The 25,807-nt window shown below is 69.2% G+C and carries 29 protein-coding genes and 3 pseudogenes; 15 read left to right on the top strand and 17 right to left on the bottom strand.

Annotation, left to right across the window (positions count from 1 at the left end):
• Window positions 1–23 precede the first annotated feature (23 nt).
• Both AB0M76_RS38455 and AB0M76_RS38450 read right to left on the bottom strand, forming a co-directional pair.
• The gene (locus AB0M76_RS38455) at window positions 24–770 is read right to left on the bottom strand and encodes an MIP/aquaporin family protein (protein WP_365957376.1); all 747 of its coding nucleotides are present in this window, start codon (window positions 768–770) and stop codon (window positions 24–26) included.
• Entirely contained in the window at window positions 767–1,159 is a 393-nt protein-coding gene (locus AB0M76_RS38450) for a metalloregulator ArsR/SmtB family transcription factor (RefSeq protein WP_365957375.1), read from the bottom strand. The genes AB0M76_RS38455 and AB0M76_RS38450 overlap by 4 nt, the downstream gene beginning before the upstream one ends.
• A gap of 88 nt (window positions 1,160–1,247) precedes the next feature.
• On the opposite strand from AB0M76_RS38450, the gene AB0M76_RS38445 reads away from it, so the two are divergent.
• Entirely contained in the window at window positions 1,248–1,754 is a 507-nt protein-coding gene (locus AB0M76_RS38445; protein ID WP_365957374.1) for an ArsI/CadI family heavy metal resistance metalloenzyme, read from the top strand.
• 19 nt (window positions 1,755–1,773) lie between these two features.
• Here AB0M76_RS38445 and AB0M76_RS38440 read toward each other — a convergent pair whose 3' ends face one another.
• The 3 genes and pseudogenes from AB0M76_RS38440 to AB0M76_RS38430 form a co-directional block, all read right to left on the bottom strand.
• Complete coding sequence (locus AB0M76_RS38440; RefSeq protein WP_365957373.1) at window positions 1,774–2,496, bottom strand: hypothetical protein; 723 nt, start codon at window positions 2,494–2,496, stop codon at window positions 1,774–1,776.
• 126 nt (window positions 2,497–2,622) lie between these two features.
• Window positions 2,623–2,991, bottom strand: a complete 369-nt coding sequence (locus tag AB0M76_RS38435) for a hypothetical protein (RefSeq protein ID WP_365957372.1) — start codon at window positions 2,989–2,991, stop codon at window positions 2,623–2,625.
• Between the two features lie 142 nt (window positions 2,992–3,133).
• A pseudogene (locus AB0M76_RS38430) lies at window positions 3,134–3,842 on the bottom strand (transposase); the annotation flags it as partial.
• A gap of 85 nt (window positions 3,843–3,927) precedes the next feature.
• Between AB0M76_RS38430 and AB0M76_RS38425 the strand changes: the two are divergent.
• Window positions 3,928–4,476, top strand: a complete 549-nt coding sequence (locus tag AB0M76_RS38425) for a hypothetical protein (protein WP_365957371.1) — start codon at window positions 3,928–3,930, stop codon at window positions 4,474–4,476.
• 10 nt (window positions 4,477–4,486) lie between these two features.
• On the opposite strand, the gene AB0M76_RS38420 is transcribed toward AB0M76_RS38425, so the two are convergent.
• Window positions 4,487–6,064, bottom strand: coding sequence for an ISL3 family transposase (locus tag AB0M76_RS38420; protein WP_365957370.1), 1,578 nt, complete (start codon window positions 6,062–6,064; stop codon window positions 4,487–4,489).
• Between the two features lie 1,092 nt (window positions 6,065–7,156).
• Between AB0M76_RS38420 and AB0M76_RS38415 the strand changes: the two genes are divergently transcribed.
• The 3 genes from AB0M76_RS38415 (at window position 7,157) to AB0M76_RS38405 (ending at window position 8,899) form a co-directional block, all read left to right on the top strand.
• Window positions 7,157–7,282: a hypothetical protein gene (locus AB0M76_RS38415; protein ID WP_365957369.1), complete on the top strand. Its 126-nt coding sequence runs from the start codon at window positions 7,157–7,159 to the stop codon at window positions 7,280–7,282.
• A gap of 55 nt (window positions 7,283–7,337) precedes the next feature.
• Window positions 7,338–7,577, top strand: a complete 240-nt coding sequence (locus AB0M76_RS38410) for a hypothetical protein (protein ID WP_365957368.1) — start codon at window positions 7,338–7,340, stop codon at window positions 7,575–7,577.
• A gap of 95 nt (window positions 7,578–7,672) precedes the next feature.
• A complete protein-coding gene (locus tag AB0M76_RS38405) occupies window positions 7,673–8,899 on the top strand; it encodes a hypothetical protein (RefSeq protein ID WP_365957367.1) in 1,227 nt (408 codons plus the stop codon).
• Window positions 8,900–8,963: 64 nt separating this feature from the next.
• Here AB0M76_RS38405 and AB0M76_RS38400 read toward each other — a convergent pair whose 3' ends face one another.
• Window positions 8,964–9,527 (bottom strand): hypothetical protein, encoded by a 564-nt coding sequence (locus AB0M76_RS38400; protein WP_365957366.1) that lies wholly within the window; start codon window positions 9,525–9,527, stop codon window positions 8,964–8,966.
• 755 nt (window positions 9,528–10,282) lie between these two features.
• Window positions 10,283–10,411, bottom strand: a complete 129-nt coding sequence (locus AB0M76_RS38395) for a hypothetical protein (RefSeq protein ID WP_365957394.1) — start codon at window positions 10,409–10,411, stop codon at window positions 10,283–10,285.
• Between AB0M76_RS38395 and AB0M76_RS38390 the strand changes: the two genes are divergently transcribed.
• Window positions 10,364–10,624 carry a hypothetical protein gene (locus AB0M76_RS38390; RefSeq protein ID WP_365957365.1) on the top strand — a complete coding sequence of 87 codons (261 nt, stop codon included), beginning with the start codon at window positions 10,364–10,366 and terminating at the stop codon, window positions 10,622–10,624. The two genes, AB0M76_RS38395 and AB0M76_RS38390, sit on opposite strands and share 48 nt — an antisense overlap.
• Window positions 10,625–10,925: 301 nt before the next feature.
• On the opposite strand, the pseudogene AB0M76_RS38385 reads toward AB0M76_RS38390, so the two are convergent.
• Both AB0M76_RS38385 and AB0M76_RS38380 read right to left on the bottom strand, forming a co-directional pair.
• Window positions 10,926–11,413, bottom strand: a pseudogene (locus AB0M76_RS38385) (RidA family protein).
• A gap of 121 nt (window positions 11,414–11,534) precedes the next feature.
• On the bottom strand, window positions 11,535–13,016 hold the full coding sequence (locus tag AB0M76_RS38380) for an MFS transporter (RefSeq protein WP_365957364.1): 1,482 nt from the start codon (window positions 13,014–13,016) through the stop codon (window positions 11,535–11,537).
• Window positions 13,017–13,074: 58 nt separating this feature from the next.
• Here AB0M76_RS38380 and AB0M76_RS38375 point away from each other — a divergent pair, with 58 nt between their 5' ends.
• The 3 genes from AB0M76_RS38375 (at window position 13,075) to AB0M76_RS38365 (ending at window position 15,263) form a co-directional block, all read left to right on the top strand.
• Window positions 13,075–14,046, top strand: a complete 972-nt coding sequence (locus AB0M76_RS38375; protein ID WP_365957363.1) for a WYL domain-containing protein — start codon at window positions 13,075–13,077, stop codon at window positions 14,044–14,046.
• Between the two features lie 137 nt (window positions 14,047–14,183).
• A complete protein-coding gene (locus tag AB0M76_RS38370; protein ID WP_365957393.1) occupies window positions 14,184–14,801 on the top strand; it encodes a winged helix-turn-helix domain-containing protein in 618 nt (205 codons plus the stop codon).
• Between the two features lie 150 nt (window positions 14,802–14,951).
• Window positions 14,952–15,263, top strand: a complete 312-nt coding sequence (locus AB0M76_RS38365; protein WP_365957362.1) for a hypothetical protein — start codon at window positions 14,952–14,954, stop codon at window positions 15,261–15,263.
• Window positions 15,264–15,302: 39 nt separating this feature from the next.
• Here AB0M76_RS38365 and AB0M76_RS38360 read toward each other — a convergent pair whose 3' ends face one another.
• Window positions 15,303–15,848, bottom strand: coding sequence for a hypothetical protein (locus AB0M76_RS38360; protein WP_365957361.1), 546 nt, complete (start codon window positions 15,846–15,848; stop codon window positions 15,303–15,305).
• Window positions 15,849–16,654: 806 nt separating this feature from the next.
• Between AB0M76_RS38360 and AB0M76_RS38355 the strand changes: the two genes are divergently transcribed.
• Together AB0M76_RS38355 and AB0M76_RS38350 are read left to right on the top strand one after the other, a co-directional pair.
• Window positions 16,655–19,414: a hypothetical protein gene (locus AB0M76_RS38355; RefSeq protein ID WP_365957360.1), complete on the top strand. Its 2,760-nt coding sequence runs from the start codon at window positions 16,655–16,657 to the stop codon at window positions 19,412–19,414.
• Window positions 19,415–19,753: 339 nt separating this feature from the next.
• Window positions 19,754–19,969 (top strand): hypothetical protein, encoded by a 216-nt coding sequence (locus tag AB0M76_RS38350; RefSeq protein WP_365957359.1) that lies wholly within the window; start codon window positions 19,754–19,756, stop codon window positions 19,967–19,969.
• On the opposite strand, the gene AB0M76_RS38345 is transcribed toward AB0M76_RS38350, so the two are convergent.
• Window positions 19,970–20,182 (bottom strand): hypothetical protein, encoded by a 213-nt coding sequence (locus AB0M76_RS38345; protein ID WP_365957358.1) that lies wholly within the window; start codon window positions 20,180–20,182, stop codon window positions 19,970–19,972. It lies immediately after the preceding gene.
• Window positions 20,183–20,390: 208 nt separating this feature from the next.
• Between AB0M76_RS38345 and AB0M76_RS38340 the strand changes: the two genes are divergently transcribed.
• Window positions 20,391–20,699: a transposase gene (locus AB0M76_RS38340; protein WP_267727626.1), complete on the top strand. Its 309-nt coding sequence runs from the start codon at window positions 20,391–20,393 to the stop codon at window positions 20,697–20,699.
• Window positions 20,696–21,127, top strand: coding sequence for an IS3 family transposase (locus AB0M76_RS38335; RefSeq protein ID WP_365957356.1), 432 nt, complete (start codon window positions 20,696–20,698; stop codon window positions 21,125–21,127). Before AB0M76_RS38340 ends, AB0M76_RS38335 begins: the two co-directional genes overlap by 4 nt.
• A 26-nt stretch (window positions 21,128–21,153) precedes the next feature.
• Here the strand turns inward: AB0M76_RS38335 and AB0M76_RS38330 are convergent.
• Window positions 21,154–21,216: pseudogene (locus AB0M76_RS38330) on the bottom strand (hypothetical protein); the annotation flags it as partial.
• A gap of 536 nt (window positions 21,217–21,752) precedes the next feature.
• Between AB0M76_RS38330 and AB0M76_RS38325 the strand changes: the two are divergent.
• Complete coding sequence (locus AB0M76_RS38325; RefSeq protein WP_365957355.1) at window positions 21,753–21,899, top strand: hypothetical protein; 147 nt, start codon at window positions 21,753–21,755, stop codon at window positions 21,897–21,899.
• An 812-nt stretch (window positions 21,900–22,711) separates the two neighbouring features.
• Here AB0M76_RS38325 and AB0M76_RS38320 read toward each other — a convergent pair.
• The 4 genes from AB0M76_RS38320 to AB0M76_RS38305 all read right to left on the bottom strand — a co-directional run bounded on the left by AB0M76_RS38320 (window position 22,712) and on the right by AB0M76_RS38305 (window position 24,933).
• Window positions 22,712–23,011 (bottom strand): DUF6233 domain-containing protein, encoded by a 300-nt coding sequence (locus AB0M76_RS38320; protein ID WP_365957354.1) that lies wholly within the window; start codon window positions 23,009–23,011, stop codon window positions 22,712–22,714.
• A 4-nt stretch (window positions 23,012–23,015) separates the two neighbouring features.
• Window positions 23,016–23,357 carry a hypothetical protein gene (locus AB0M76_RS38315; protein ID WP_365957353.1) on the bottom strand — a complete coding sequence of 114 codons (342 nt, stop codon included), beginning with the start codon at window positions 23,355–23,357 and terminating at the stop codon, window positions 23,016–23,018.
• A gap of 390 nt (window positions 23,358–23,747) precedes the next feature.
• Entirely contained in the window at window positions 23,748–23,918 is a 171-nt protein-coding gene (locus AB0M76_RS38310; RefSeq protein ID WP_365957352.1) for a hypothetical protein, read from the bottom strand.
• Window positions 23,919–23,988: 70 nt separating this feature from the next.
• Complete coding sequence (locus AB0M76_RS38305) at window positions 23,989–24,933, bottom strand: helix-turn-helix domain-containing protein (protein WP_365957351.1); 945 nt, start codon at window positions 24,931–24,933, stop codon at window positions 23,989–23,991.
• A gap of 71 nt (window positions 24,934–25,004) precedes the next feature.
• On the opposite strand from AB0M76_RS38305, the gene AB0M76_RS38300 reads away from it, so the two are divergent.
• Window positions 25,005–25,337 carry a cupin domain-containing protein gene (locus tag AB0M76_RS38300; RefSeq protein ID WP_365957350.1) on the top strand — a complete coding sequence of 111 codons (333 nt, stop codon included), beginning with the start codon at window positions 25,005–25,007 and terminating at the stop codon, window positions 25,335–25,337.
• Window positions 25,338–25,807: the final 470 nt, after the last annotated feature.

The raw sequence follows: 25,807 nt of genomic DNA, 5'->3' as shown, positions 1-25,807 counted from the left end.
TCCTTCGGGCAGGCGCAGTGGGTTCAGCGGCCGGAGGCGGCCGGGTGGTGCTCGCCGTGTGGGACGACGACGTCCTCACCGGCGGGTGTCGGACGGCCGAACAGCACGGCGACTAGGGCCACGCCGACGACCAGGCCGACCAGTTGGGCGGCGACGAACGCCAGCAGGGAGGCGGGGGCGATGCCGGCGAAGGTGTCGGTGAAGGCCCGGCCGATCGTGACGGCGGGGTTGGCGAAGCTCGTGGAGGAGGTGAACCAGTACGCGGCGCCGATGTAGGAGGCGACCGCGACCGGGGCGAAGTGCGCGCGGCCGGTGCGAGCCAGGCCAAAGATCAGCAGGACCAGGCCGGCGGTCGCCACGACCTCGCCCAGCCACAGGTGCGGGTCCGAGCGGTCGTGGGTGGACCAGCGCACCAGCGGCTCGGCGAACATCGCGTTCGCCAGCACCGCGCCGCCGATGGCGCCGACGACCTGCGCGGGTACGTAGGCGGCGACCTCGCGAAGACTCGACCCCTCACCGCCGCGGCGGCCGGTCCACCACGCGGCCAGTGTGACCACGGGGTTGAAGTGGGCGCCGGAGACCGGGCCGAGCAGGGCGATCAGCACGCCCAGGCCGAACACGGTGGCCAGCGAGTTGGCGAGCAGTTGCACGCCGATGTCCTGGGAGAGCTTGGTGGCCTGGATGCCGGAGCCGACCACGACGGCGACCAGGGCGCCGGTCCCGACGAACTCGACCGCGGCCCGGCGCCCCAGCGGCGCTATCTCCGTCATCTGGTGCCCCCTGCGGCTACCGGAACCGCGCCGGCCGGGGCCTGGAGCAGGGAGGACAGTTTGGCCAGGGCGGCGGGCAGCACCCAGTAGTAGACCCAGGTCCCGCGCCGTTCGGAGCCGACCAGGCCGGCCTCGCGCAGCACCTTCAGGTGGTGGGAGATGGTCGGCTGGGAGACGTCGAACGGGCCGGTCAGGTCGCAGACGCATGCCTCGCCGCCCTCGTGCGAGGCGATCAGAGACAGCAGCCGCAGCCGGACCGGGTCCGACAGTGCCTTGAACATCCGGGCCAGGTCGACGGCGGCTGCCTCGCCCAGCGGTTCGCGGACCATCGGCGAGCAGCACACCATGGCGTCGTCCTGCCCGAGGACGACCAGCTCTGATTTCGACATACGTCTATGTTGACAGCCATCTATCCGGAGAGGCAAGCTTGCTGTATCGACAGATGTCGAAACAAGACCTCGGATCGGGGAGACCGCCATGTCCCGTGTTCAGCTCGCCCTTCGCGTCGCCGACCTCGAAGGCTCCATCGGCTTCTACTCCAAGCTGTTCGGCACCGAGCCGGCCAAGCGCCGCCCTAGCTACGCGAACTTCGCCATCACCGAGCCCCCGCTCAAGCTCGTCCTTATTGAGGGCGAGGCCGGCGAGGACACCCGTCTCGACCACCTCGGCGTCGAGGTCGAGTCCACCGACCAGGTCACCGCCGCCACCACCCGCCTCAAGGACGCCGGCCTGGCCACCTTCGAGGAGAACGACACCTCCTGCTGCTACGCGCTCCAGGACAAGGTCTGGGTGACAGGCCCCGGCCAGGAGCCCTGGGAGGTATACGTGGTCAAGGCCGACGCCGACACCCTGGGCAAGAGCGCCGCCGCGCCGGACGCCTGCTGCGGCACCACCTCCTGCTGCACCCCCGAGGAGCAGGTCCTCGACCCGGCCCAGAGCGCGGCCGAGGCGAAGGCCGCCCCCGGCTGTGCGTGCGGCAGCTGACGCCGGGACAGCGGTTCGTTCACCGCAGGCCAGTCAGCCGGTCGATGATGGCTTGCCGCTCGGCTGGCTCTCGCTCGATGACTCGCCGCAGGAGGGCCATGTCGCGGCGGGCCTCGATCTCCTCGCGCACGATCGCGGCCAGAACGTCGGGAAGCAGCGACTCGGCCTGGGTCGTGGTGGTGCCGGAGAACGAGCGGCGGTCGGTGGGCTTCGGCAGGGCGGTCGGCAGGCGGTAGGTCTCGATCTGCTCCGGGGTGACCGCGATGGAGACGAACTGCACCTCGGCGCCGGCCGCTTCGGCGAACGCGGTGACGTCCTCGGCGAGCGCGGTGAGCATCCATTCCCCACTCGGATCATGGTCGCCGACCACAAGTGGGCAGGCTTCGCGTTGCTCGTGGGCGACGCGGTCGCGGACGACGTCGGCGTAGGACTGGGAGCTGAAGCCGCGGACCACGAGCACGGGGATACCCGCGAACTCGAGCCAGCCGGTCAGCTGCTGTCGGAGGGTGTCCTTCTCGGCGGCGACGTACAGGGCCTGCTTCTGGCCCGCGGATCGGTCCAGGCGGAACCAGGGGGCATCTCGGCGACGAACGCGGTCGCGTCCGGCCAGGCAGGCGGGACGTGTACTTCGCGGACGGTGTCGATCAGGTCGCCGCAGCGTGACCTTCAGCGGCGCGTACCCGTCCACGATCTCCCTCGCCCGGTCCACGACGAGGAGCCACCGGATCCGATCACGAGCCATACCGGTACATGTACCCCTGCGGCGCAGCCAGCCCCCGGACACAGACCAGACCTCTTCCCCCGGCTATCGCGGGGAAAGACTTCTCAATGCCGGTGTCAAGCCGCAGCAGGTGCGGTCCCGACAGGGTTACGCCGCTGCTTCAAGGATCACCGTGATGGCTCGTCTGCGTAGGTGAACCGCCAGGATCTCCATCTCGACGAGCGTGCCGATGAGACCGGTTTCGGCGAGTTCCGCGGCCTGTGCTCTCGCTTCGCCCAGGGACAGTGCCTGCGCACCGCGGAGGGCTTGCAGCACGGGAACGATGCTCGGCGCGTCTCCAGAGAGGCAAAGCCGCGTGGGCCCGTGCGCTTGCAGCAAGGCCTGTCGAATGTGCTCGGGCGTGACGGGACCGCTGTCTTGCTCGCACCACCCATTCGCGCAGTCCGCGCATCGTCCTTCGGTGCCCCAGCAGAGGATGCCGCGGTGGAAGAACTGGCCGACATCGCAGGTCGTCATACCTCCGCAGGCACTGCACCGGCCTGTGACCTGTACTCCTTGCGTGATCACAGGGGTCTCCTCAGCGTCATAGGGCAGTGCTGATGGGATCCTCCCTGAGAAGTCGGCTTTGGTCGATCAGGTTTGCGATCGGCGAGAAGCCCTATTGGACGGTTGCCGCTGGTGGCGTGAGCTCGTAGTGCCGCTGGTCTCGGAGAAGTGCCCACAGGACGTTGACTCGTCGCCTGGCCAGCGCCAGGACTGCTTGGGAGTGCCTCTTGCCCTCGGCTCGTTTGCGGTCGTAGTACCGGCGCGATTCCGAGCAGCAGGTGATGCTGCTCATTGCTGCCAGGAACAGGGCCCGTTGCAGACGTCGGTGGTATCGGCTTGGGGCGGTGACGGTTGCCGCTGACCTTGCCTGAGTCCCTGGGCGCCGGTGCCAGGCCGGATGTCGCCAGGCGATCAGGGCTGCCGAAGAGATCTATGTCGCCACCGATGGCGGCCAGGATCTCGGCTCCGAGCAGGTTGCCGATCCCGGGCATGCTGGCGACGATGGCGGCCTGCTTGTGGGCGCGGAAGGAAGCCTCGATCTGCCGGTCGATCTCGCTCATCTTCTCGTTGAGCACGATCACTTCACGGGCGAGCGTGGCGACCATTCCTGCGACCGTCTTCTCTCCGGCAACGCTGGTGTGCTGTCGCTCGGCGGCCTCCATGGCGGTGCGGGCCAGGGCTCCGCACCAGCGGAGCTTCCTGTTCCGGAGCCACTGCTCGAGCCGGCTGGCGCCGAGCCGTCGGATGGCTGCTGGTGTCTGGTAGCCGGTGAGGAGGACCAGGGGGCCGTGGTTGCCCAGGTGTCGGCGTACGGACTTTTCTGGCTCTGGCAAGATTTTCGTAGCCGCAGATCATCTTTGTGGGGCTGTTCGAGGGGTGTCAGTGGGGCAGGGCATGATCCGCTGAATGAGCTACACACGGTGGACTTCGGATCGCATGTTTGTCTCGTACTGCCAGTACTACCTGCAGGGCGACGACTTCCTCACTGTTTACGACGACGCCGACACGGTCGGGCGGATCTTTGAGGGCAATAGCCTGGCGGCTGGAGGCCCGGAACACCTCACGGTGTTCGCTGGCACGCATACCGGCTGGATCCGCCTCACTACCGAGCAGTGCGCAGAGGAACCTCCTCCGCCGGGGCTGGAGTGGGAGGCCGCAGTAGACGTGAGTATCTACAGCACAAGCGGAAATCTGCGACTGTTCCGGTGGGGTGGGGATGTGGAGGAGGAGGCGGGGAACTTCGCGAATGCCGGCGAGGGCTGGTATCGAGTCCGGGTTCAGGCACGCGGACGAGATGAGGGTGAGGGGCATGAGGGCGACGATCCGGTTGAAGAGCATTCCTTGAGCGTGTGGCCGGCACCCCCGCAGCCCGACGTCGTGCACCGTGCCGACGATGCCTTCGCCCGCACCAACTATGACCCCGCCCGGCCCCCGGCAGAGCCCATTCAACCGTGAGCGCGTTCGCCTACAGGCTCCTGATTTCCGTATCCGGCGGCCCTTTCGATGGTGTGGCCGGCTGGTCCGCGTAGCGGCGGCGTAGGTGGGCGACCAGTACGACTCGGTGTCGGAGGAGTGGAACGCCGGCGCGGCCCGCCATGATGCGTTTCTGGAGCTTGACGTCGGTGATGCGGCCCTCGTTGACTCCGGAGTTGTAGGGGCTGGTGATTCCCTGGGCGACCGCGTGCCGGTCTTCGCGCAGGGCGGTGGCGATGCTGGCGAGGGGTGGCAGTCCGCTGGTGGTGAGGTGATCGAGCCAGGCTGGCAGTGGTGTGGCGTCGCGGTTGTCGAGCATGGCGGCGAACTGGCGGACCAGTTCGTGGGTGCGGTGGAGTTCCGGGCAATGGTCGAGTAGCCGCCGCAGGCGCTCCGCCGACTGCGGGCCGTGCCGGAGTGGGTTGGTGATGATCCAGCGTGCGGCGTCGCGTGGGGAGGGCGTTCGTTCGCGGGGCTCGTCCAGGGGCAGGCCGCGTCGCAGTGGTGCCAGGGCCATTTTCACGCGTTGGTAGTGGCCCAGGTAGCCCTTGCCAGCGAGTTCTTGGTGGAGGATTTTGGCGCTGTGTTCGCCCTCGTCCCAGCGTTGCTGCAGGTAGTCGAGGTACGGATCCAAGGTTGACGGGCGGCGGGGAGGGCGGCGCATCACCTCGTGCCAGCTGCGGGCCCTGGCGTATTTGCGGACGGTGCGGCGGTCCAGCCCGAGTTCGCGGGCCGTGGCACTGTAGGGGCGGCCGGCATCGGTCAGCGCGTGGACGGCCTCGAACAGCCGCCGGGCATGCCGGCTGGCGGGAGTGTCCTGCCCGGGTCTTGTTGTCGTTGAAGGAGACTCGGACCCGTCCGGTTCGGGGACAGGGAGTGCGGCCGGAAGGCAGCCGCGGTGGGCGGCGGCGACTTCCTGAACGCGCCGGGACAGGCCCTGCCACAAGTGAAAACGGTCGCTGACCTGCAGAGCTTCGGGGGCACCATCGGCAATGCCCTGCCGGTAGGTGAGGGAGCCGTCGCGGCAGGCGATCTCGACTCCGGGATGCAAGCGGAGCCATCGGCTGAGCTGTTCTGCGTCCCTGCCCTCCCAAAGCGTAAGCGGGAGTCGGGTAGTGGCATCGACCAGGAGAGTGCCGTAGGTGTCGCCGTAGAACGCGAAGTCGTCCACCCCCAGCACCCGGGGTGTGACCAGCGGAGGCAGCGGCACCCGCATCAGCTGGGCGAGCACGGTGCACCGCGAGAGTCTGACGTTCAGGACCCGCAGCATCCGGGCCCCGCCCCGGCCCGCCAGCACAACACCGACCGACTCGACCAGCTGCTGCAGCAGCGGCGTCCGCCGCTGGTAGCGGACGGTCAGCCCAGGCACCTGTTCGGCGAAGGTCACCTTCGGGCAGGACCGGTTCTCGCAGTACAGACGGCGCACGGACAAGTCGATCCGGACCGGCCGGCCGCCGAGCGCCGCATCGGCGAGGTGCCGGACATAGCGGCTGTGAGTCCAGTCGCTCAGGACACCGCACCCGCTGCATCCCACTGGGACACGGGAGCGGGTACGAGCCTCGATCACCACGGCAGGACCGGAAGTATCAGCCGAGAACACCAGCAACCCGGCCAAGTGCGGTAACAACTCTGGCAGTTCAACAGAACACACTCAAAGGCTGCCCACCCCGCAAACCGGGCGACCGGCCGCATCGAGATGATCTCCGGCTACGAAAATCTTGGCAGAGCCACGTTCACGTGTACGCCGACACCCGGCACGTGACCGTGACGGGAATGCCGTCCGTGGCCAGCTCTTCCACGACCGGGTAGATCCTTTTCCCGGAAGGTTCGCCTGGGACAGGTAGGCCGCGGCCCGGCGCAGGACCTCGTTCTCCTGCTCCAGCAGCTTGATGCGCCGACGCGCTTCGCGCAGCTCCGCGCTCTCCTGGCTGTCGTTCCGGGCTTGGTCCCGTCGTCGATGTCCGCCCGGCGCATCCACTTCCACAGCGTCATCGCGTGGACTCCGAAGTCGGCGGCCACCTGCTCGACCGTCACGCCCGGGCCGCGGTTCCTCGCGACCCGCACGACGTCCTGGCGGAACTCTTCCGGATAAGGCTTGGGCACAGTGGCTTTGTTCACGGCTTGCGAAGCCCGTTCGTCATGACTTCGGGAGGCACCGGCCGAGGCGGGAGGCCGATGTTCACGAGAACCGGAGGCAGTACACCGCAGCGGGCCGCGAGACGGCGTCGGAGCCGCGCCACCGGTGACCTGGCTCCGTAGCCAGCGCTTTTGTCCCCAGCGACCCGGCTCCCGAGGACGCCCAGACGGCTGGCGCTACGTCCCGGCGCGGGGCGGTGCCGTCGAACGTCATGAACAACGGCTCGGCGCCGACCGCCAGGGTGACTCCCGAACTGCTGTCAAAACGCTGCTCTTCGACGCGTACAAAGCCAGCCGTGGTCATGCCTCCCCCGGCACGGGCCTTCGCCAGCCGGCTGCAGTGAAGGCGAGGCCTTCCCCGGCCACGAAGCCCGTAGGACGAGGTCGGCTAGCGCGGCACCCACCGTGGCGTGGGTACCGGAGTGCGGGCGATCGCGGCGGTCACCCGTTCCCCAGGGCTTCGTGAGGATCCGCGCACCGGACGTGTCCTGCTCCCCGCCCGCTCCGCATCGCGGTTCTTGCGCAGGTGCCCCAGGATGTCGACGACGGTCGGCTCCCCGTCGAAAGCGAAGCCGCGAAGGACGTCGGCGCGCCGTCCAACGGCCTGTTGGATGTCGCGGTGCAGGAATCCGGCGGGATCGGCGCCGTATAGGGCTGTCGCACCGGTCCTCCGCCGGCGCAGCCCGTTGCCCGGCACGGTCGCGGACGTGGATCAGCGCGATCGCCAGCTGCCGACGGGCTGTGGGGTCCGCTTCACCAGCTATGCCGCGGGCGACCGCGTCCAGGTCCGGGCACATCCGGTCGTCGAGCGTGTACTCGCTCCCGGCCATCGCCCGGATCCGGCCGGAAGCCGAGCCGCGGACATGGACCTGCAGGGCGTCCCGGCAGAGGGGCGAGGTCTGGTCCGGATACTCACGGTGCCGCGGCGCGCTCTCGGCTCCGAGTAGACGGAGGTACGCCTGTGGGCTCAGGCCTGCGGATCCGCTCTGGAGGGTGGCCGCGGTCGGGGCTTCGGAGCGGTGCTTGTGGGCATCCTCGGGCCATGGCTCTGAAATTATCGTGGCGGCACCACGCGATCGCCGATGCCGGCCTCGTGACCCTGTACTGGTTCCCTGAGGAGCCCCGCGAGGTCGGCGGGGCCGAGGGCCCCGTCCCGGACCTGCTGGGCTCATCCCGTCTGTCGCGGACCCGCGTGAAGGCGACCGCCACCCCGCAGGAGGTGGCTGCGTGGAATGCCGCTGCCCTTGTCTGCCTGAGTGAACTCACCCCTTCCATAGCGGAGTTGGAGCGGGTCGAGGCGCGTTTGTGGCGTTGGCGCAGGCGGTGGGTGAGCCGGCGGTGGGCCGAGGGGACGTACGGGAGGGCCAAAGCGGTCTTCCTGGAGCGAGTGGAGCCCGCGGCAGCCGCTTACCGGCCGGTGCGGGAGGCCGTGGAGCGGCGGATCGCCGAACAGGAACAACAGCGTATCGACGCCGGCCGGCGTGCTTACCAGGAACAGGAACGGCGGCTGGCGGAGGCCCGGGCCCGATTCGCGGAGTGGGAGTGGCGCCAGGCGGCCGCAGACCGACCGCTACCGGGCGGGAGCACTCCCCGGGAGCTGGCGGCGCGGGGCGAGACGCCGCCGGCCTGGCCCGCCGAGCTGCGGGAGACGGTCGGTGACATCGACGCCTGGTGGCGGCGCGTCCACGCCTCGGCCCGCAACGAGCGGGCCCGCGAGGAGGCCGTACGGAAAGTGGCCGGGGCGATCACCGAAACCGCGGCGGCCCTGGAGGCGGCCGGACGGCCCGGCATCAGCACCGTCAAGGACAGGCCGTACGAGGCGCGCCACGGTTGGTGGGTGCACTTCGACTGGTCCGGCCTGCCCGACGCCACCCCGCTCAGGACACCGCCGGACATGCCGATGGGACACCTGTACGCAGGGCAGTGGCGCGGCGCCGCGTACCACCCGGACCGGATCCTCCTCGTGCGGCGGCCGTCCGGCGCCTATGGTCTGGCGTCCGTGACCAGTGAGAGCATCGCGAACGGAATGGCGACGCGGTACAAGTGGTGGGAACGGGAGATCGAAGGGTTCGCGCAGGCGCTGGTCCCCGAACAGCTCGATTACCACACAGCCCACACGTTCCAGGTCGCGGTGAGCCTGCGCATCACCGACCACGCCGACCCGGCGGTCTTCGTGCCGTACGCGGACGCAGTCGCACGCCGCGCGGCCGCGGCCTTCCGGGCCGTGGCGGCCGAGCAGGCCCTGCCTGATCCGGAAGACACGGCGTAGCGCTGGGCCGAAGGGCCGGCCACTGCCACGCTTGGCCGAGCGCAGTGCCGGGCCGCGTACCGACCTACCCGCCGCGGTCCCGGGCCGGCAAACCGCTTCTTCGCCCCGCCCGGCTCGGGCGGGTCTCACCACCGAGGTCGCCACCATCGCCGGCACTGTCTTCGCGACCGCGGCCATCGCGGGCCTCGAATCCGTCACCGTCAACCTCGCCATCGCCCAACCGCTCAAAGTAGCCCAGTTGCAGGCCACCAGCTGCCGGCCTGGATTGAAGCTCGACGCCGGAGACGTCCGTCCAGTCCTCCAGCCACTCCCGGGCCTTGGCCGGGTCGGTGGTCATCGGGCACAGGGTCCATGGGGCGGTCAGTGCGCGGGCCGCGAAGAGGACCTCCAGGCGTCGGCGGCGCTCGGCGTAGGGCAGGGCCAGCAGCTCGATGCCGTCGATCTGCAGGGCGTCGAAGGCGATGAAGAACGCCGGGCTCTTCGCGGCGAGCGCGGTGGCGGTGCGGCCGCGGGCGGCGGCCCGGCGCTGGAGGGCTTCGAAGGACAGACGGCCGGCTGCGGTGTCCCAGACGACGAGCTCGCCGTCGAGGACCAGGCCGTCCGGCAGTTGCTCGGCGGCCGCGACCAAGTCGGGGAACCGGTCCTGGACGAGAGAGCCGCGCCGGGTCTGCAGGAGCAGCCGGCCGCCCGGGCTCGCGGGGTGAAGAGGATCGCGCGGTGGCCGTCGAACTTCTGCTCCGCCGCGAAACCGCTCGCCAGGACACCGGAGCCGGGGACGTACTCGACGGCCTGGGCGAGCATCGGCTCGACGGGCGGGGTGAGAACCACTCTCGGATGGCCTCCTTCACCGCCGCTCCGGGCCTGGCACCCGACAGCCTCCCCCGGGCCAGGCATGCATGGCGCGCGGATAAGGCCAGAGGCCCTGCCGAGTCAGGCTCCCGGGTGGGCCAGCTTCTGCTGTTACTCCATAAGCCGGGCCCGGCACTCCTGGCAGAGCGGATTCTGGGGTTACGGCCGTTGCATGGATGTGGAGCCGGGGGGTTGTCGCAGCTCAGCGCCGTGCAGGCCATGGTATGCGGTGCCACAGGTGTTGCGGTATCGCCAATTGGGGTGATGGCTGTGCCGCTTCGCCTTGACGACCGCAGTCCGGCAGAAGACACCTCCAAGGGCGCGCGCGACTGATGGAAGAGCCGCCTCCTCTCGCCGGCGCAGCAGGGCCAGAAGGACGGCGATCGCCTCGTTGCGCAGGACGTGGGCGGCCTGCTGGAGCTTGTGCGGGTCGGGTGAGGGCAGGGAGACCACGCATTCCGGTTCGGGTCCCTCCGGACGGGGACGGCGGCGCAGACGGTTCCGAGGGCGTATTCCTGCAGGTCCAGGAGGGGTTCACCCGGGTGCCGTATGTCGAGTTCGGTGAAAGAACGTCGGGGCTGGTGATGGTGTGGGGGGGGTGAAGGGCTCCATGCGGTGGCGGCTGAGGTGTTCTCGGCGCTCGTCGTCGTCGAGCTGGGCCAGGAGCGCCTTGCCGACAACGGAGGCGTGGGCGGCTTTGCGGAAGTCGACCCATTCGTGGACGGCGGGGGTGGTGGGGCTGTCGGCGTACTGGGTGATGGAAACCTCGCCGTCGGTGTAGCTGGCGACGTAGACGGCGGCGCGACCTCATCGCGCAGGAGCGCGCCGCCGTTGCGGCCGGTCTCGGCGAGCTTGAGGGATGAGCCGGCGGCGTAGACGCCGGGGGCGATCGGGACGGCGAGCTGGGTGCGGACCAGGTGCTCGATCGCGTGGGCGAGGTAGAGCTGGGGCAGCCCGGTCTCGAGGATCTGCGTCCGGGAGACACCCTTGGTGTGCCGGTGGATGACTTCCATGACGCGCAGGGCGCGCTGGGCGGACTCGAGACGGGTGTTCACCTGCTGCTTGGGCCTCTTCGCCATCCGGGCACCCGGTTTAGCGTCTGCGGCCAGGTGTCACCCGTCTGCCTGGTGCTCGTGCCGGTCCGACCGGCACGAGCACCAGAGACAGCAGGGTCGCATCACGCGACGGCGGTTCCCTCGAGTTCGACCATCTGGCCGGGGATCGCCAGCCGTGTCACGCCGAGCATGGTGGTGGCGGGTGCCACCCCGGCGGCGCCCAGCCGCGAAGCCAGCACTCCGTAGTGCGGGAAGAGCAGATCGACGTCGGTGGTGTATACGTTGAGCCGGACGAGGTTCGCGAGGGACATGCCGGCCTCGCCGAGCACGGCCTCCAGATTGTCGAGGCTCAGCGCCAGCTGTGCGGCCATGTCACCGTCGTGCTGTGGCTCGGACCAGCCGCCACCCCGCGGGCGTTGGCCTGGCTGCTGGTGCTGACCGGGGCTGCCGGGGTGCTGGCCTCCTGGGTGATCACCCTCGACAAGCCTTCGCTGCTCATCGCGGTCTGTCCGGAGCAGTACAGGGTCCGGGTGTGCCCGGAGACGACCTCCCCCTGGTTGAATCCCATCTCCACCGACCAAGTAACCGGGTTGACTGCCGTTCGTTTCACTGCCACATCGGCTCCATTCGAATACAGGCGGTATGTGCGTCCACGGTTCTCGTGTGCGCGCCGATCGGCGGGGCGCGCTGGAGCTCGCCGGACGAGCGGTGCGCTTTCCGTTTGCATGGGTTCACTGGTCGACGTGCGCGGCCGCAGCCCTAGGGAGCGCGAGCATCACCAATCCCGCCACGAGGTGGAGCGCCGCGGTGACGACGAGGACGGTGCTGAGGGCGTGACCGTAGTCGGCCGGTCCTGGTGCGCCGGTCGCCGATCCGGTGACGGCGCGGAAGAAGACCGTTCCGAGAACGGCGATGCCGAGGGATCCACCGATCTGGTTGACGGTGGACAGGACGCCGCCCGCCGCGCCCGCATTGCGTCCGGGGACACCGGCGAGCACGACGTTGACGAGAATGGGGGCGGCGAGGCCGAGGCCGAGGCCGCCGATGAACAGTCCGAGCGCGAGGAGCCAGTATCCGGGGTCACCGCCGTCCCTGATGACGGCCCAGAGCACGAGCTGGGATGCCGCGATGGTGAGCGAGCCGGTGATCAGCAGCGCTCTGCCCACCTTGGCGGCGAGAGCGACGCCGAGTCCTGAGGTGATGATCGAGCCGAGGGCGTAGGGCAGGATCACCAAGCCGGTCTCCCACGCGTTCCGGCCGGTGCCGAGCTGAAGGTAGACCGACAGGGCGAGGAAGAACGATCCGATACCGCCGAAGAAGAACAGGGATGTGCTCAGACCGATGGCGAAAGCGCGGATTCTGAGCAGAGCCGGGTCGAAGACGGGTTCGCCCCCGCGTGCGGCGAGGCTGCGCTCGTAGGCGAGGAAGATCATGAGTGTGATGCCTCCGGCCGCCAGGAGGGCGTAGCTGGCCGCGGTCCATCCCCATGTCTCGGTCTGGATGATCGGGAGCAGGAGGAGCAGGATGCCCGAGGCCGCGAGGAGGGCGCCCACAAGGTCGAGTCGCGCGGTGGAGGCAGAACGGGACTCCGGCAAGACCTTCGCCCCGAGGACGAGGGCGAGGACCGAGAGGGGGACGTTGATCCAGAAGATGGTGCGCCACCCCAGATCGAACAGGTCGGCCTCGATGAGCAGTCCGCCCAGCAGTGGGCCTGCGACCGAGGCGAGCCCCTGGACGGCCCCGTAGGCGCCGAATGCCTTCGCGCGCTCTGCCGGGGCGAACGATGCTCGGATTACGCCGAACACCTGCGGGACCATGATCCCCGCGGTCAGTCCTTGCGCGGCGCGCATGCCGATGAGCATGCCCGGAGTGACGGCGAGCGCGCAGAGCGCGGAGGTGACCATGAACCCGCCCAGCCCCGCCATGAACAGGCGCTTGCGGCCGAACTGGTCACCGAGCCGTCCGCCAGTGATCAGTCCCGCGCCCAGGGCGAGGGTGTAGGCCGCGATCGTCCATTGGATCTGAGCCTCGCCGGCTCCCAAGTCGCGGGCAATCGCCGGGGCCGCGACGGTGACGATCGTCGCGTCGATGAGGTCCATGAAGGAGCCGAACAGCACGACCAGGAGCGCCACATTGGCGCCTGCACCGTAGATGGGTACGGGGGGAGCGTCGGGGGCGCGGGTGGTCTCTCGGGATGTCTGTGGAGCGGTCATGCCGGTCAGGGTCACAGTTATAGTTGCCATCGAATGACCGCTATTCCGGGGGGGGATCATGGCTGTGACCTCCGCGCGGACGCTCAGGCTGCTGTCGATCCTCGGTATCGGCGCCACCCTGACCGCCGAGGAGCTCACCAGTAGGCTCGGAGTCTCCCTTCGGACCGTGCGACGCGACATCGACACGCTCAGAGAGCTCGGATATGAGATCGAGGCGGTGCGCGGAACGGGCGGAGGCTACCGGCTCGGCCGCGCCACCCGCTTGCCGCCGGTCGTCTTCGACGAGGACCAGGCGGTCGCCGCGGCCGTCGCGCTCCAGACCGTCCCCAGGATCCTCTCCGGCATCCGTGAGAACTCGGCACGCGCCCTCGCCACGCTGCAGCAAGCGATGCCCGTCCGCAGCCGTATCCGCACCGAGTCGTTCAGCGTCTCCGCAGCGCGCAACTACTGGGAATTCCCCGCAGCACCTATCGATGCCGAGATCATCCGTGTCATCGGCGGCGCGATCAACCGACAGCACGTCGTTCGCGTGGACTACACCGGCGAGGACGAACCGGCGACGCTCACGCTGGAGCCGCACGACCTCGTCGTGTGGGCGGCACGGTGGTACCTCGTCGCATTCGAACCGGACGCGGACCGATGGCGCGCGATGCGCGTCGACCGCCTCGAATCACGCATGCCCACAGGGAGAACCTTCGACCGCCGCGACGTCCCGCATGGCGATCCGGTCGCATTCGTCATGAGCACGCACGACCGCGGCGACACCCTGGCGGAATGGCCATGTTCCGGGTCGGCGCTCGTCGCACTACCTGCGCCCATTGTCGCCCGGTTCGCTCCCGGCGGGTCGACGGTCGAGCACAACACCGACTCCAGCTGCCGGCTCACGCTCGGTGCGTGGTCGTGGGCAGGGCTGGCAGGACTGCTCCTGACTTTCGACGCTGATGTCACAGACATCGAGCCGGCAGAGCTCAGGCAGGCGCTGCGCTCCCTGCGCACCCGCATCGATGAAGGACTCAGGTGTGCTACGTGAATTCACTGGAAAGTGTCGAGGCTAGGGACTGTCACTGACTTCGGCTCGTCAGGGCGATCTTTGCCGATGTGGCTGATGGGCGGGCCAGGAGTGCGGGCTGTATTTCGTACTGTGTGAGATAGGCGGATGGGGGCGGGCTGACCGCTGAGGGGCGACAGCGTCGGGAGGCCGTACGGTGGCAGGCGGCCGAGCTGTTCGAGCAGAAGGTCAAGCCGTCGGAAGTCGCACGACGGCTGCGGGTAAGCGTGAAGTCTGCCTACCAGTGGCACCAATTGTGGCGGGACGGCGGTGTTCAGGCACTGGTCTCCCGAGGTCCGGGCGGCTCAGGATGCCGCCTGTCCCCACGGTGTCTGGAGAAGCTTGCGGGGTTCTTGGAGGAGGGGCCGGCCGCGCACGGCTCGGGGGAGGACCAGGTGTGGACCGCATCACGGGTGACCACGCTGACCGGCCGGAAGTTCCACATCACCTACAGCGTCTCGGGGGCCACGAGGCTGATGCACCGGCTCGGTTTCTCCCCGCAGGCGCCCGCCCGGCCGGTCGCCGAACGCGACGAGCAGGCCCTCACCGCATGGCGGGGGGGGGGCGACCTGGGCGGAGGTACATGGCCCGGGCGGCCTGCGGGGGCTACGTCTGCCTCGAGGACGAAGCCGGGCCGCACCATCGGACCCCACCGACGGTGCCCGCCAAGGTCTAAGGCGGCCCCACACCGCACCCGCCCCGGTCACCCGGCAGCCGCTGCCGGCCCCGCCCCGTGAACCGCGGGGCCCTCCACCGGCCGCAGACCCGGGGACGCCATCACCGGGTGACACCCCCGGGTTCCCAGGCCGTCCTCGCGTGGACGGCCCGGGAACCCGCAGGGCCGCGCGGACGCCCGCCCCGACCCCGCCGGAGCCGCAAGCCGGCCCGTGCGACCTCGGTCAGGGAAGTGCGCCGCCGCCGACCACGTCGGCGCCCACACGGACACCACGACCGCAGCCGCCTCGACGGCGAGCGCCGCGACCACCCGGCCCACCAGCCGCCGACCGCCAGGCCACCGACGAGGCGCCACCGACTCCCCGGAACCCTCGACCGACTCCCGCCCGGACTCCCCGCCCACCGACTCCCGCAATTCTGACGTGTCGAGCCGGGGCAGCACCTTCGGGTTGACGCTCGGCATCGGGCAGCGGATGCACGCTTCTCTGCGCTACGCCAAGTCCCCCCAGCTCGGACGTTCCTGACTGCTGAAGCCAATGCGTTTCCCTGCTCAGCAGTCAGGTTCAGGTGAAGATGATCCATCCTGAGAGCGCCGCCCCAGTCACCGCGATGGCACAGTGCAGAGCGACCCACACCGTGTACGAACGCAGGCTCCTCAGTCGCGGGAAGCGAGCCCGCTGAGTACGGCTCGTTTCCGTCAGGCCGGTCTCGATGCTCAGGTCCGGGAACTTACTGGCGATCTTCCGACGCAGCCCTTTGGCCTGCCCAACATGAAAAGCGCTCCTCTCGTGAAACTTCAGGCAAGCGAGAGTGCCGTAGAGCCCAAGGCCGAGCATCGGCAACGTCACGACGAGCATGGACGTCTGCAGGCCCTTCTGTGCGAGGAAGCCCAGACCAGCCCCCATCAGCACGATGATGATGTTCGTGAGTGTCGCCCTCTGACTCTCCACCTGGCGGTCAGCCGCCCGATGATCCTTCCAAAGCTCCAGCAGGACATCGATCCCATCAGCCATGGCTCCCCCTTCGCGGCAGGGACATTCTTCCGTGCTGCGGCCAAAAGCGCTCAGCATCCGGTCCTCTAGGTAACTGCTGACCGACTCAATGTCCACGGCCCCCACTCGAGACAGTGTCGGCGTACATGTGAACGGACGCGAGTACGCCGGCAGGGCAGCCGCACCGGTCCGTCAAACAGTCGAAAGCCTTATGCACTCCCGCATGCTCTTCAACCACCGCCACTGCGCCGAGCCGTGGCCCGAGTTGGTGCAGTCAACTAGTAACCACCCTCTGCGCGAGGGGAGATAGCGGCTGGTCAGGGGCTTGACCACGATGCCCTCCACCCCGGACACATCCGTCCAGGTCTGAAGCCATTCCCGGGCCGTGGCCAGGTCCGCGGTTATCGGGCAGAGCGTCCAGGGGGCCGTCAGGGCGTGGTCGGTGAACAGCTGCTCCAGGAGAGCGCGCCGGTCCTGCCACCAGACCGCACATTCACACCCACGACAACACCCGCGGCACCCCCGTGACACTCACACGCGGCAGCGCAGTCACGGACCAGTGGAACTGCGCAGTATCCAACCAACCTGCGCAAGCAGACCACGAGCCAGGAACTCTGCAGGTCAGAAGGCTAGCGCCCCCCGGACAAGGTCCCGCGCACCGTCGAGTTCGTCGCCGAACTACCGCGCAACGCGAAGGAACGGTCCTGCAACGAAAGATACGCGCCGGGCTGTGGGCCAGGAGAGGGAATTGTCGGCACGGCACGCTGCCGACAGTGACCGGTCGGCCAGGCCTTCCGATAGACACCGCCCGTGATCAACAGCTACCGCAGAACAGCTGTCGCCCGCTGCCGATGGGCAGACGGGACCGGACTTCCGAACGAGGCCGAAGGGGGGAGCCCGTGTCGATGCGACGGCCTCTTCGAATGAACCGACGGGTGATGGGCGCCGCGCGCGGCTGGTCGCGTGCGCTCCTCCTCTCCCTCGCCGTGACGCTCACGGTGGCCGCACCCGCCGGCGCGGCGGCCGCCGAACCGCGGCCTGGTGTCCCGCCCACTGCCGCCAGCCCTTTGCCTGCGGACGGCGAGGGGAAGCTCTCGCGGGTCACGCCGAAGCGGCGCGTGGAGGTACGGACCCTGCCGAAGCCGGAGCGCACCGCCGAGCCGCAGGTCATGCCCTATCTCCCGCCTCCGAAGGAGCCGGCGTCCGTGGGGCCCCGCCGGCAGCCGAGCGTGCCCGTCACCATCGCGCAGCTCACTGCGAAGGGCGCGGCGTCGCCGAAGGCAGTTCCGTCCACGGCCGTCATCGAACGGCTGAAGACCTTCCGCACGCTGGGGAATGGGGACAACCCTGCGGCCGCCCAAACCGCTCCCTCCGATGCGCAGCTCGCGGTCGGCCCCACCCACATCGTCCAGGTCGTCAACCGCTCGGGCCAGATCTACGACAAGAACGGCGCGGCCGTCGGCGGCCCCTTCGACCTGGGTACCTTCTTCGGCTTCGCGGCGAACACGGGCGGTGATCCGCGCGTGCATTACGACGCGGGGTCCGGCCGTTTCTTCGCCTCGTACGAGGGACTTCCGGCGGGCGGCGACGAGGTCGACGTCGCGGTGAGCGACACCTCAGACCCGCGCGGGCACTGGACCGTCTACATCGCGGGCAGCAATACCACCAACGTGCTGCAGGATCAGCCGAAGCTCGGCTACAGCAGCGACAAGGTCACGCTGAGCTGGAACAACTACGACCTGACCACGACCCCGCGGGACTTTCTCGGGGTGGTGACCGTGGTCGTCAACAAGGCGGACCTGCTGGCCGGAGGCACGATCTCCTTCGCGACGTTCGCTCAGGACACCAACCAGTTCCAGGTCGTCCCGGCCACCTCGCTGTCGGCGGTCAACGACCAGCTCGCGATGGAGCACGACCCGCGTGACCCCACCAACGTGGTGGTGCACACGTTCACCGGCGTGCCCGGCGTGAGCACGGTTGCCCATACCGAGAACACCATCGCCATCGGGGCCGCCGGGCCGCCTCCGGCCGCCGCCCAGCCGGCCGGAGGCGATGCCACCATCGAGACCAACGACGACCGGATGCTGTCGGTCGCCTGGCAGAACAACCACCTGTGGGGCGTCTTCAACGTCAGCTGCACCCCCGTCGGCGACACCGCGGCCCACGCCTGCCAGCGCTATATCCAGATCGCGACCGGCGGGACCCAGACCCTGGCGACCAACCTCAATCTCGGCCTCGTGGGCGGAGACATCTACTACGGCTCGCTGACCCTGAACGACGAGGACGACCTGTTCTCCGGATTCACCGCCTCCTCCTCCACCAGGTTCCCCACCGGGGTGGCGATCGGAGTGCCGTCCGGGAACTTCCCCGCCAACACGTTCGGCGACTTCTACGACGCGGGCACCCAGGCCTACTCGTGCAACTGCGGCGCCGAAGTGCGCTGGGGCGACTACTCGGGCACCGCGCGTGACCCGAGCAACCCCAAGGACGTGTGGACGGTCCAGCAGATCGGAGCCACCGGCAACACCGGGATCTTCGGCGGCGACTGGGGCACCGCGATGGACCGCGTCACGCTGTCCCCGCCCACCGTCACCAGCGTCACCCCGAACCACGCGCCCGAACTCGCACAGTGCGTGAACACCGTGACGGTGCGCGGTACGGAATTCCCGACGAGCGGCACCGCCGTCAGCTTCGGCTCAGTGGCCGCCACGAACGTGAACGTGAGCGGGCCGGAGGAGCTGACCGCGCAGGTGCCGCCGCAGGCACGGGGCACGGTGGACGTCACCGTGACCACCCCCAACGGCACCAGCCCGATCACCCCCGCCGACCAGTTCACCTACGACCCGGACACGACCGCACCGACCGTCTCCTCGAGCATCTCCCCCGCACCCAACGGCGCGGGCTGGAACACCACCAGCCCCGCCACCGTCAACATCAGCGCCAGTGAGGAGGCCTGCGCCTCCGGCGTCCAGAAGATCACCTACAGCGCGAGCGGCGCCCAGCCGATCACGTCCACCATCGTCTCAGGCGCCAGTGCCGCCGTCCCGATCACGGTGAACGGCGTAACCACGGTGACGTACACCGCCACCGACAACGCCGGCAACACCTCCGCACCGCAGACGATCACCGTGCGGCTCGACACGGTGGCGCCGACGATCACCATCGTCCGACCGGCCGCTGGCACGTACCTGTACCGCCAGGCGGTCACCGCGTCCTACTCGTGCACAGACGCCACCTCCGGAGTGGCGAGCTGCGTCGGCACGGTCCCCAACGGCAGCGCGGTCAACACCTCGACGCTCGGCTCGCACACCTTCACGGTAAACGCCAAGGACGTCGCCACGAACCCGTCCACCAAGAGCGTCACCTACACCGTGGCGTACCGGATCTGCCTGCTCTACGACCCGACCCGCCCGGTCCGCCTCCTCGGCCAGGTCGTGCTCTCCCTGCGGATCTGCGACGCGAACGGCAACAACCTCTCCAGCTCGAACATCACCCTGACGGCCGTCCGGGTCACTGGCCCCGTCACCAGGCCGGTCACAGGCCGGTTCGCCTACAACCCTGTGTTCTCCAGCTACGGCCTCCCTGTCAGCACGAACGGACTGCCCAACGGCAACTACAACCTCGAGTTCACCATCAGCGGAGCAGACACCACCACCCACGTAGCACCCTTCACCCTCCGCTAACACCCAACCCACCACCCCACCGACACGTGCTGGCCCGACCCCGACCCCGGAGCCGGGCCAGCACACAACAGCACAAAACATCCGGCAGCCGACCTACGCCAGCCACTACACAACCGACACCGGACCATCAGCGAGAAACGACAGCAACCTTCACCAAGACAGCGACACCCCGCACCCCAACCCGACCCCACCATCAGGAACGACGCCACCAAAGCACATCGCAAACGACTGTCGTTGACCACTGAAAGTCATACGTCGCTCATCACCGGAGCTAGGAAATCGCGAGCTCGGCATGGACTGGGCTCGGTGACCCGGCCTGTCCATGGTCGTTTACAGGCCATGAACAACATGAAGCGCGTACTCGCGGCAGTGGCCCTCACGGGCGCTGTCCTGTCCTGCTCCGGCGTCGCACAGGCACAGGAGACCAAGCCTGTCGACAGCGGGCCTGCCAAAGCAACCGATTCCATCATCGACGTACTCGGCGAAGCCTTCGTCACCATCCTCAATAAGCAGGCGGAGGGGCTGATCGGCAACCTCCTGCGAGGCAACGGCTAGCTAACTCGCTCCGGCTCCCGGTTGCTCCGGAACACCGGTCCCGAGCGGCCGCCGGCCCCGCAGCATTCGCACGCCCGGGTTCTCGTCGGCGACGTCCTGGTGCTCGACGTCGATGCGCTCCGCGGGGAGGAGACCCGTCCTCGAGGACGGCGTCGCCGTGGTCCTGGTGCTCGTCGTCGGACCGGTGCCCAGAGGGCGGCGCGTGGTGCTCATGACGGAAGTCTGCCGCCCGGTCCGCAGTTCCCCGGCGCCGGGGAACTGCCTTTGTCCCGGACTGGCAGATCTGCTTCCTGGTGAAGGCCAAGGGCGCCCTACCGGCAACACGGCTGAGCCCCGATGGGCGGACCACCGGTGAGGTTCCCCCGAGATGCGGGGATGGGTGACAGGGAGTCAGATGGGTCTCATGAGAGGAGCCCAGACGATGCCTGCCCCGAGGAAGTACCCGCTGGAGTTGCGTGAGCGTGCGGTTCGGATGTACCGGACTGCCGAGCCGAAGCCGGTGATCCGCCGTATGGCCGAGGATCTCGGTGTGCACCACGAGGCCCTGCGGAACTGGATCCGGCAGGCCGAGGCCGACGCCGGCGAGCGCGGTGATGTGCTCACCACCGCCGAGCGCGAGGAACTGGCGGCCCTGCGCAAGGAGAATGTGCAACTCAAGCGGGCGAACGAAGTTCTGCGGACGGCCTCGGCTTTTTTCGCGGCACAGCTCGACCCGACCCGGCCCAGGTGACAGGACTGCTCGACGAGCATCCGTATCTGGGGGTCGAGCCCGTCCTTCGGGAACTGTCCATCGCCTCCTCCACCTACTACCGCTGGCGCCTGGCCGAGCGGGAGCCGTGCGAACGGCGCCTCCGCGATGCCGGGCTGACCGGGTGGATCAGGGAGATCCATACGGAGTCCGGCGGGGTCCATGGATCCCCGCGGGTGCACGCCGTCCTGAAGCGTGAGGGCGAGGCGGTCGGCCGCAAGCGGGTTGAGCGGCTGATGCGCGAGGCCGGCCTGCACGGCATCAGCCCCCGCCGCCACGGCAAGGGCTTCACCCGCCGCGACCCCGCGACCACCCTCGCCCCGGATCTCGTCAACCGCGACTTCACCGCCGAGGGCCCGAACCGGCTGTGGGTGATGTCGCCTCGTTCGCCGGCCTCGGCCTCAGCCTGACGGATCCAGTTGCGCAGGGCCTCGTGATGCACGCCGAGCTCCTCGGCCATGCGGCGGATCACGGGCTTCGGCTCGGCAGTCCGGTACATCCGAACCGCACACTCACGCAACTCCAGCGGGTATTTCCTCGGGGCAGGCATCGTCTGGGCTCCTCTCATGAGGCCCATCTGACCCTCTGTCACTCAACCCCGCATCTCGGGGGAACCTCAGCCGTGACGATGTCCTCGACGACCTCGCGGGCCTGTGGCGCAACATCCTGGCTGCTGGCTGCGGAGTCCATTGCCCGCTGGTACCCCGCCTGGCCCTGGTCAGCCAGGAGGGAGGGGGGACCTGACCAGCCACCAGCTGGTCTGGACGCAGCCGGACGTGAAGGTGACGGCAGTGACCGCCGAAACGGTGGCAGGCCTCTGCTCGTCCAGGGCGGCGACTACCAGGTGCCCGCGGGGTACGACCTGGCACCGGGAACGAGAAATGGCGCGGCAAGCAGACCTTCGGCGCCGACCTGGTGCCCGCAGGGCCCTCCCTGGCCAAGGTCGGCGGAGATCTCGCCGGCCAGAAATTCGACCAGCTGATGAGCGCCGACACCGGAGAGGTCCAGCGGCCTCTACCCAAAGAAGTCTCTGTCATGAGCTGCTCTCACGACCAAGCGGCGACGCTGGTCTGCGCGGGCCCCTTCGCGGTCATCGCCGTCGACCTGGCCTCGGGACAGCTGCTCTGGCAGCTCCACCACGACCAGGACGGCCGGAAGGCACCGACCGTGAAGGCGGTATGACACGGGCGGATCTACGGGACCACGGCCAACGGTGCTGTCGCGCTGGACGAACGTACCGGCAAGGACATGCCCACCCGTCCCGAGGTCGCGCCCATCCTCGTCAACGAATTCGGCGGCCTCGTACTCAACGAAGGCACCCTCTCGAGCTACCCGGCTGGCGGGTGATGCCCTGCGGTGAGGGGAGCCTCCTGCGATCCGGGAGGCACCGTCCCACGTACGGGGTCAGTTCGGGACCGCCCCGTGTCGGCCTACGCCCGCCCGGCATTGATCAGCCGTGAACATCTCTACCAAGCTCCCCGCCGGTGTCGCCGTGGTGGCCGCGGTTGCAGGCAGGGGTGTGATCGCGTATTCAACTTTCACCAGTTCTCCGAGGGGCCCAGCCTGGTGGTGACCGCCAGTGGTCTCCAGAGGCGACCGGATAGCCCACGCCCCGGACAGTACTCGGCGGTGGCGTCCCAGCCGGCGATGAGCGCCCGAAACTCAAGATCCCCGCCCAGACGGGACGCGCCATCACCCTCACCGCCCGTCGTCGGCTCCCGACGGGTGCCTGCCGCTCCCGCCCGCCCCACGCATCACCGTGCGGGTGCGGGGGTGCGGCCTCCGTCGCAGCCCTGATGGCCAAGGCCGCACCCCCGGCAGCGTCTACCCCAACCGCGCGGTCTCATGTGCGTTCCACGTGCGTTCGGGCACGTCAGCCCCCTGCAAACACTCCAGAGCGGCCGAGCCGCCGTCCCGGCGGCGCCCGCCTGGGCCCTGGCGGATAGACGACCGGGCGCAGATCGGGTCTCATCCATCCACCCCGCCGTACCCGGTCACTCCAGCATTCCGGGGGCTGCGTTGGGCCGGCAGTGAGGGCAGGCGGGTACTCCCTCGGCCAGAGCCCGGCGGGCCTCCTCGCTGCTCAGGGGTGAGCAGCGCTTTCGTGCATCCCAGCAGTCTCCGGCGTGCACACGGACCGGGAGCCGGGCCGCGCCGATGCCGTGCACGATCAGCCACGCAGGCGGCTCGGGCGGCGGGCGCGGGGTGCGCCGCCTGGCCTCCCGCTCGCCGCCGGCTGCGGCGACGGACGCGAGGTGCAGCGCGGTGTGGGCGCCCCGGCGCGTGTTTGTCAACCCTTTACGGAATTACCGTTCCGAGCGGGCAATTGGGGAGGTAAGGCTTCTTGTCGCATACCGGGGGGAACGGGTCTTTCGGCGGCATAATCGTGTGGGGGCTGTAGTAGGTGAGATTTCTCTTCGAATTCACTTGCGAATTCTGGAAGGACTTGCGCGGAATATTTCCGGAATCGTCGTCTGTGGCCACGGTGACCGCCGAGGCGGGGGCGGCGATGGCAGCGGAGGCAGAGGTTGCGAGCATCGCACCGGATGCCAGCGTGGTCAGGACCAGGCCCATCCTGATCCCGAGTTTCCAGCCGTTCCGGTGCTCTGTAATGGTCGAATTGCCGAAGTTGTGATTCATGGAAGTGGTCCTTCGTAGTTCAGGCGGAGCGAGGCCCTGCAGATGTGAAGGCGAGGTCCGGGGGCTCGGCCTCGCGGTGTGCCACGCGAACCGGAAATGGGCACCTCTCAAGTAGGCCCGAGTGGACGACTTTGGTCATGCCCCGAGAAAACGTGTCTAGACAAAGACGGATGCGTGAGCTACGCCGCAGGAGGGCGAGGCGAGGGGTGCTGCTCACCGCAACCTCCGGCGGGCCGCCCACGCGATGGAGGACCCGAAGGCCGGTCACCGGCGCGCCGTGTCGGGGGCAACGCTGTACAGGCGGCGGGTCACACTGACGTCCCCACCGCTGCGCTCACTCCTCGCCAATATCCGGGGCCCAGGCTGCCAGCCCGCCGCTGCGCCACTCGATCAGAAGCGCACCATCGAGGACGTCGTCCGGGTCAAGGCCGGCCCGCCGCAGGAACTCGAGTAGGTCGCCTGGGCCCCCGGGACGCAGCCGAGGATTTCGCCGTCGCAGCGGACGCGGCGCCCGCCCTTGGTGACCAGCGGGTAGACGATCACGCGCAGAGCGGGGCTCATCTCTCCGCCTATCCGTTTCCCTTCCGCGGGCGTTTGGGTGCATCCGGCGAGGGCCGCCGCGCCCGGTCGTTCAGCGGCCGAAGGCCCTTCGGTACGCGCCGGGTGTAGTGCCGAGCATGGTCCGGAAGCGGCGTCGCAGGTTGACGGCGGAGGACAGGCCGACCCGGATGGCGATGGCCTCGACTGGCAGGTCCGTTTGCTCGAGCAGAATGCGGGCGGCGGCGAGGCGCTGGGTGAGCAGCCACTTGCCGGGGCTGTGGCCGAGCTGTTCGGCGAAGCGCCGGGCGAGTGTGCGGGCCGACACTCCCGCCTGCTCGGCGAGGCGGCCCACCGTCAGCTCGGTGTCGAGCCGGGTCAGGGTCCACTCCAGCAGCGGCGCGAGCGACTCGTCGGTCCTGGCTACAGGCTGGGTGGCGTACTGGAGCTGGCCGCCCTCCCGGTGCGGCGGCAGCACCATGCTCCGGGCGACCTGGGCCGCGTAGGCGGCGCCGTGGTCGCGGCGTACCAGGTGCAGGGCCAGGTCGATGCCCGCTCCGGACCCGGCGCTGGTGGCCACGTCGCCATGGTCGACGTACAGCACGTCCGCGTCGACCCCCACCCGCGGAAACGCGGCAGCGAACTGCTCCGCACGCCGCCAGTGCGTTGTAGCCCGGCGCCCGTCCAGCAACCCGGCCTGCGCCAGTACGAATGCCCCCGTACAGATGGACACCACCCGCGCCCCGCGCCGGTGCGCCGTGCACAGGGCGCTCAGGATGTCCGGTGACACGGTCGCCCCGGTCGGCTGCCAGCCCGGAACGACGATGGTGTCCGCGTCGGTCAGCGCGTCCAGCCCCGCCTCGACGTACATCGCGGGCCCCGTCGTGGCCGGGAGCACTCCGGGATGCTCGGCGCAGACCGCGAAGTCGTAGTACACCGGCAGATCCGGCCGCACGGACCCGAACACCTCGGCGGCGCAGGCGAGTTCAAACGGTGACTGCGGCCCGTTCAGCAGCGCGACGACACGATGACGGCTCATGGCAGGAAAATACCTGATGATGTCTTTCCAGACTCTCGGCCCGGGTACCCGCTCCGCGCGATCGTGGGCACATGAGCGAAACAACGCCTACAGGCCCGTTGAAGACCACCGTCCACATCGACGACATCGAACCGGGAGAGGTCGCCCCCGGCATCGTCCGCCGCAGGCTCCCGGCGACCGAATTCGCCAGCGGCTGGCTGATCGACTTCGCCCCGGGCACCCAGTGGCCGGATGTCGACGTCCACGCGACCGAGGAGCGCTACTACGTCCTGAGCGGCGAGGTGATCGAGGGAGAAGAACGCCATGGTCCGGGGACCTACGTGGTGTTCGCCCCGGGCAGCCGCCACCGCCCCCGCACGGAGGCGGGCGCACGGATGCTGGGGAATACAGTGCGGGCACACTGACCGCAGCTCATCGTCCCCGGCCGCCACGACACGACGGGCCGGCTGCACGCGGCCGGCCGACCGGGCGGACGGCGCGCCCGGGACGGGGTCCGGACCGAGAGCAGGATGTTGCTCTGGGCGGGTGGTACCGGGCGGTGTGGGGCGGGTCGTGGTGGTCATCGCGGGTGCGCAATGGGTGGGATGGCATGGCGAGGAGCGCACCTGCCACGTCGGTGTCCTCCTGGCTTCCCTGCGGTGCTGTCGGCCGGGCAGCAGCGGCCGCCGTCACACGTCGCCGTGGCACAGCCCCGGTCGGCAGCACCCGCCTTCCCGGCCGTCGGCGCTGCCAGAACGCGTGCGGTCGGCGGTGTGCGGGGCAGTGCGCGGTACCGCCGACCGCCTGGTTTCGCCCGGGGCGCGACTGCTGGGGTCTGCCTGGTCCGGGAAGTGGGCTCGTTCGGGGAGTCACTACCCGGTTGCCGGGGCAGGCG

This window comes from Streptomyces sp. NPDC051364, from assembly GCF_040682115.1.
Lineage (GTDB): Bacteria > Actinomycetota > Actinomycetes > Streptomycetales > Streptomycetaceae > Streptomyces.
The sequence above is the reverse complement of the archived record's forward strand: the minus strand, read 5'-3'. Positions and strand labels throughout refer to the sequence as shown.

What these genes read in the sequence shown, in the direction of transcription:
- AB0M76_RS38425 (WP_365957371.1), top strand. Translation starts at nt 3,928, where the DNA reads ATGAGCTACACACGGTGGACTTCGGATCGCATGTTTGTCTCGTACTGC.
- AB0M76_RS38440 (WP_365957373.1), bottom strand. Translation starts at nt 2,496, where the DNA reads ATGGCTCGTGATCGGATCCGGTGGCTCCTCGTCGTGGACCGGGCGAGG.
- AB0M76_RS38305 (WP_365957351.1), bottom strand. Translation starts at nt 24,933, where the DNA reads ATGAGCCGTCATCGTGTCGTCGCGCTGCTGAACGGGCCGCAGTCACCG.
- AB0M76_RS38325 (WP_365957355.1), top strand. Translation starts at nt 21,753, where the DNA reads ATGAGCTGCTCTCACGACCAAGCGGCGACGCTGGTCTGCGCGGGCCCC.
- AB0M76_RS38380 (WP_365957364.1), bottom strand. Translation starts at nt 13,016, where the DNA reads ATGACCGCTCCACAGACATCCCGAGAGACCACCCGCGCCCCCGACGCT.
- AB0M76_RS38350 (WP_365957359.1), top strand. Translation starts at nt 19,754, where the DNA reads ATGAACAACATGAAGCGCGTACTCGCGGCAGTGGCCCTCACGGGCGCT.
- AB0M76_RS38450 (WP_365957375.1), bottom strand. Translation starts at nt 1,159, where the DNA reads ATGTCGAAATCAGAGCTGGTCGTCCTCGGGCAGGACGACGCCATGGTG.
- AB0M76_RS38345 (WP_365957358.1), bottom strand. Translation starts at nt 20,182, where the DNA reads ATGAGCACCACGCGCCGCCCTCTGGGCACCGGTCCGACGACGAGCACC.
- AB0M76_RS38310 (WP_365957352.1), bottom strand. Translation starts at nt 23,918, where the DNA reads ATGAGCCCCGCTCTGCGCGTGATCGTCTACCCGCTGGTCACCAAGGGC.
- AB0M76_RS38455 (WP_365957376.1), bottom strand. Translation starts at nt 770, where the DNA reads ATGACGGAGATAGCGCCGCTGGGGCGCCGGGCCGCGGTCGAGTTCGTC.
- AB0M76_RS38405 (WP_365957367.1), top strand. Translation starts at nt 7,673, where the DNA reads ATGGCTCTGAAATTATCGTGGCGGCACCACGCGATCGCCGATGCCGGC.
- AB0M76_RS38315 (WP_365957353.1), bottom strand. Translation starts at nt 23,357, where the DNA reads ATGAATCACAACTTCGGCAATTCGACCATTACAGAGCACCGGAACGGC.
- AB0M76_RS38375 (WP_365957363.1), top strand. Translation starts at nt 13,075, where the DNA reads ATGGCTGTGACCTCCGCGCGGACGCTCAGGCTGCTGTCGATCCTCGGT.
- AB0M76_RS38435 (WP_365957372.1), bottom strand. Translation starts at nt 2,991, where the DNA reads ATGACGACCTGCGATGTCGGCCAGTTCTTCCACCGCGGCATCCTCTGC.
- AB0M76_RS38355 (WP_365957360.1), top strand. Translation starts at nt 16,655, where the DNA reads ATGAACCGACGGGTGATGGGCGCCGCGCGCGGCTGGTCGCGTGCGCTC.
- AB0M76_RS38300 (WP_365957350.1), top strand. Translation starts at nt 25,005, where the DNA reads ATGAGCGAAACAACGCCTACAGGCCCGTTGAAGACCACCGTCCACATC.
- AB0M76_RS38445 (WP_365957374.1), top strand. Translation starts at nt 1,248, where the DNA reads ATGTCCCGTGTTCAGCTCGCCCTTCGCGTCGCCGACCTCGAAGGCTCC.
- AB0M76_RS38340 (WP_267727626.1), top strand. Translation starts at nt 20,391, where the DNA reads ATGCCTGCCCCGAGGAAGTACCCGCTGGAGTTGCGTGAGCGTGCGGTT.